At 72.2% G+C, this 4,543-nt stretch carries 4 protein-coding genes and 2 pseudogenes; 5 read left to right on the top strand and 1 reads right to left on the bottom strand.

The window, feature by feature from the left end; all coding sequences use genetic code 11:
* From Q1K33_RS19625 to proB, 5 genes and pseudogenes are all read left to right on the top strand, one after another.
* Window positions 1–602 (top strand): annotated as a pseudogene (locus Q1K33_RS19625) (hypothetical protein); the annotation flags it as partial.
* Between the two features lie 228 nt (window positions 603–830).
* A complete protein-coding gene (gene rplU, locus Q1K33_RS19630; RefSeq protein ID WP_300406446.1) occupies window positions 831–1,133 on the top strand; it encodes a 50S ribosomal protein L21 in 303 nt (100 codons plus the stop codon).
* Window positions 1,134–1,208: 75 nt separating this feature from the next.
* A complete protein-coding gene (gene rpmA, locus Q1K33_RS19635; RefSeq protein ID WP_300406447.1) occupies window positions 1,209–1,463 on the top strand; it encodes a 50S ribosomal protein L27 in 255 nt (84 codons plus the stop codon).
* Between the two features lie 97 nt (window positions 1,464–1,560).
* The gene (gene obgE, locus Q1K33_RS19640) at window positions 1,561–3,099 is read left to right on the top strand and encodes a GTPase ObgE (protein WP_300406448.1); all 1,539 of its coding nucleotides are present in this window, start codon (window positions 1,561–1,563) and stop codon (window positions 3,097–3,099) included.
* Window positions 3,089–4,204, top strand: a complete 1,116-nt coding sequence (proB, locus tag Q1K33_RS19645; RefSeq protein WP_300406449.1) for a glutamate 5-kinase — start codon at window positions 3,089–3,091, stop codon at window positions 4,202–4,204. The genes obgE and proB overlap by 11 nt, the downstream gene beginning before the upstream one ends.
* A 73-nt stretch (window positions 4,205–4,277) precedes the next feature.
* Here proB and Q1K33_RS19650 read toward each other — a convergent pair.
* A pseudogene (locus Q1K33_RS19650) lies at window positions 4,278–4,543 on the bottom strand (HNH endonuclease signature motif containing protein); the annotation flags it as partial.

The raw sequence follows: 4,543 nt of genomic DNA on the forward strand, positions 1-4,543 counted from the left end.
CATCCTCGGAGCCGGCCTCTCCGGTCACCGAGCCGGAGACTCCTGCCGAGCCGGAGGCTCCTGCCGAGAGCTCGGCTGAGTCGCCCGAGACCAGCCAGCCGGCTGAGCCGGCGGCCCCCAAGGTCGTCACACGCACCCGCCGCGGTGTCTCCCGCACCGTGGCGAGCGCGCCTCCCGAGCCCGTGGAGGCGGTGGTCGCCCCGGCGAACCCGGCCCCGGCGGTCCCCGCGCCCGAGGTGAGCACCCCGGAGCCGCCGCGCGTGGTCACCCGCACGCGCGGGCAGGGAGCACGCCGGCCCGCGGCCGCCCCGTCGAGCACCTCGGCGGACACCCAAGCCGACGCACAGGCTGACGCACTGGCCGACGTACCGGAGACCGAGGCGGTCGAGCAGGCTGCGGTGCCCACCATGGACGAGGCAGCACCCGCCTCCGGCCAGATCGGGTCACCGCCGGAGTCCGGCGTCGTCGAGCCCTCGCTCGTCGACGTGGAGCCGGGGGAGCCCGTGGCGGCTGCCGAGGGCGACGACCCCGAGGTCGAGCCCTCGAACGACGCGGCCGGGCACGTCCCGGTCAAGCGCAAGGGGAGCGCCCGCAAGCGCTGAGCACCATGCGGGCGACGTCCCCGACCGGCTCGTTTTGCTGTCCGGGGACGTTGTCCGTAGCATTCATCCTTGGTGCGCCCGGCGTGCCGCCCTCTGACTGGCACCCATTCGCCACACGATGCCCGGTCCTTCGAGATGATTGTCTCGAGGTGCTGCGCGTGATGGTGGCCGACGTGCCGCAGACCCAGATGTGCCAGACGTGATTGTGAATCGACGAAGGAGACCGCGGTGTACGCGATCGTGCGCGCAGGCGCCAAGCAGCAGAAGGTCGCTGTTGGCGACGTCATCGAGATCGACAAGGTCACCACGCCCGTCGGCGAGACCCTGAGCCTCCCGGTCGTGATGGCCGTGGACGGCGAGACCGTGACCGCCACCGGCCTGGCCGACGCCGCGGTGACCGTCGAGGTGCTCGGGCTGACCAAGGGCCCGAAGATCGTCATCCAGAAGTACAAGAACAAGACCGGCTACAAGAAGCGCCAGGGTCACCGTCAGAAGTACACCCAGGTCAAGGTCACCGACATCAGTTTGTGATCGGCCGAGCCACCGGCTCGGACACTCTCCACACTCTCCACACTCTCCACACTCTCGACTCCAAGGACTCCTCAGATGGCACACAAGAAGGGCGCCGCGTCCACCAAGAACGGTCGCGACTCCAACTCCCAGCGTCTCGGCGTCAAGCGCTACGGCGGCCAGACCGTCAACGCCGGCGAGATCATCGTCCGCCAGCGCGGCACGCACTTCCACCCGGGCTCCGGCGTGGGCCGTGGTGGCGACGACACGATCTTCGCGCTCATCGCGGGCTCGGTCGAGTTCGGCCGCAAGCGCGGTCGTCGTGTGGTCAACATCGTGCCGGGCGAGTGACCTGACGCTCGCCAGCAGCACCACTCACAGCTTTCACTGAGAGGCGTCCCGGGCATCGGGGCGTCTCTCGGCATTTCCGCACCACCGAGGAGCACCCATGGCCATCCCCACCTTCGTCGACCGCGTCACGCTGCACGTCAGCGCCGGGCGCGGTGGCCACGGGGTCGCCTCGGTCCACCGCGAGAAGTTCAAGCCTCTCGGTGGCCCCGACGGCGGCAACGGCGGTCCGGGTGGCTCGGTGATCCTGCGCGTCGAGTCCGACGTGACGACCCTGGTCGACTACCACCACAGCCCGCACCGCAAGGCCGAGCACGGCGACCACGGCGGCGGCTCGCACAAGAACGGCTCCCACGGCGCCGACCTGGTGCTGCCGGTCCCCGACGGCACGGTCGTGGCCTACAAGAGCGGTGAGGTCATCGCCGACCTCGTCGGCCCCGGCACCGAGCTGGTGATCGCCGAGGGCGGCCGCGGCGGCCTGGGCAACGCGGCGTTGGCCTCGGCCAAGCGCAAGGCCCCCGGCTTCGCGCTGCTCGGCGAGCCGGGTGACGAGCTGGAGATCGTGCTCGAGCTCAAGGTGGTCGCCGACATCGGCCTGGTGGGGTTCCCCAGTGCCGGCAAGTCGAGCCTGATCGCCTCCATCTCCCGAGCGCGGCCCAAGATCGCCGACTACCCGTTCACGACGCTCGTGCCCAACCTGGGCGTGGTCACCGGTGGCGAGGTGACCTTCACCGTCGCCGACGTACCCGGGCTGATCGAGGGTGCCAGCGACGGCCGCGGCCTGGGTCACGACTTCCTGCGTCACGTCGAGCGCTGCGCCGCCCTGGTGCACGTGCTCGACACCGCGACCTTCGAGCCCGGCCGCAACCCGCTCGACGACCTGGACATCATCGAGCGCGAGCTGACCCAGTACGGCGGCCTCGAGGACCGGCCGCGCCTGGTGGCGCTCAACAAGGTCGACGTGCCCGACGGGCGCGACATCTCCGACATGGTGATCGACGACCTGGTGGCCCGCGGCCTTCGGGTCTTCCCGGTCTCGGCAGCGAGCGGCGAGGGCACGCGCGAGCTGGTCTTCGCGATGGCCGAGATCGTCTCCGCGGCCCGCGAGGAGCGCGCCGTGGAGGTGGCCCAGCGGATCGTGCTGCGTCCGCCGAGCGCCGACGGTGGCTCTGTCTTCACCGTCACCGAGACCGAGGACGGGTGGCGGGTCCGGGGCGACAAGCCCGAGCGCTGGGTGCGCCAGACCGACTTCAGCAACGACGAGGCCGTCGGCTTCCTCGCCGACCGGCTCAACCGGCTGGGCGTCGAGACCCGCCTGGTCGAGCTGGGCGCCGTCGAGGGCGACGCCGTCCTGATCGGCGACCCCGACAACGCCGTGGTCTTCGACTTCAAGCCCGGCCTCGACGCGGGTGCGGAGAACCTCGCCCGCCGCGGCGAGGACACGCGCCTGAAGGAGAACCGTCCGGCCCGCGAGCGCCGCCGGGCGATCGAGGACGCGATGGACGACCGCAGCGAGACCGAGACCCGCGCCGACGTGGCGCGCCGCCTCGACAAGCCCGAGGTCTACGGCCCCTCCTCCTACGACATCGGCACCGACGACGACCCGGACTGGCTCGAGGACGACCCCGGTGCCCGCTAGGGCCGAGGTCACGCAGGCCCGGCGCATCGTCGTCAAGGTCGGCTCGTCCTCACTCACCACCGCCGCTGGCGGACTCGACCCTGACCGCCTGCGCGCGCTGGTCGACGTGCTCGCCGCGGCCCGGGCCGCCGGCGGCGACGTCGTGCTCGTGTCGTCCGGTGCGATCGCTGCTGGTCTGGCGCCGTTGGGGCTCACGCGGCGGCCGTCCGGACTGCCGGCGCAGCAGGCCGCCGCCTCGGTCGGCCAGGGGCTGCTCGTGCACCGCTACACCGAGGAGCTGCGTCGCCACGACGTCGTGGTCGGCCAGGTGCTGCTGACCCACGACGACGTCACCCGGCGGGCGCACTACCGCAACGCCGCGCAGACCTTCGACAAGCTGCTCGAGCTCGGCGTGCTGCCGATCGTCAACGAGAACGACACCGTCGCCACCGGTGAGATCCGCTTCGGCGACAACGACCGACTGGCCGCCCTCGTCGCGCACCTGGTCAAGGCCGACCTGCTGGTGCTGCTGTCCGACGTCGACGGTCTGTACGACGGCCGCCCCAGCGACCCGGGCACCTCCCTGGTCCCGGAGGTGGTCTCGGCCGACGACCTCGACGGGCTGCGCATCGGCAAGACCGGGGCCGCCGGGCTCGGCACGGGCGGCATGCAGACCAAGGTCCAGGCGGCTCAGATCGCCACGGGCGCCGGGATCCCGGTCGTGCTCACCTCGGCCGCCCAGGCCGGCGCAGCGCTGGCGGGCGAACCCGTCGGCACCCTCTTCCGCCCCACCGGGCGCCGCCGCTCGACCCGCCTGCTGTGGCTGGCGCACGCGACCGAGGCCAAGGGGACCCTCGTCCTGGACGCCGGCGCGGTCGCCGCGGTGACCCAGCGCGGCGCCTCGCTGCTCGCCGCCGGGATCACCGACGTCACGGGGCGCTTCATCGCCGGCGACCCCGTCGATCTCGTCGGCCCCGACGAGACGGTGGTGGCGCGCGGGCTGGTGAACTTCGACGCCGAGGAGCTGCCCCGCTTGCTGGGTCGCTCGTCGGGCGACCTGAAGGCCGAGCTGGGTGCGGGCTACGAGCGGGAGATCGTGCACCGCGACGACCTGGCGTTGCTGTAGGCGGAGCTGCTCAGCAACGGCGAGGACATGCCGGTAGCCCCGCTGCGGTGGGCGGGGTGGCGGGGCGGGGTGTTCAGGGCTCGGAGTCGGGTGGGACCTGGTGGATCTGGGTGGTGATGGGCATCCGGCCGTGGCGTCGGCTGCGGGTGACGCGGAAGTGGGTGCCGGTGGGGCTGGTCCAGTCGTAGACGCCTGGTTGGGGGCTGGTGTAGGTCCAGGGGGAGAAGGTCTTGGTGCGGTGGTGGCGCCGGCACAGGAGGGCGAGGTTGGACGTGGTGGTCTTGCCGCCGGCGGAGGCTGAGCAGCGAGCGCCAGCGAGCGTCGACGAAGCCCGGTGAG

The sequence above is a fragment of the Nocardioides sp. genome (genome assembly GCF_029937575.1).
Lineage (GTDB): Bacteria > Actinomycetota > Actinomycetes > Propionibacteriales > Nocardioidaceae > Nocardioides.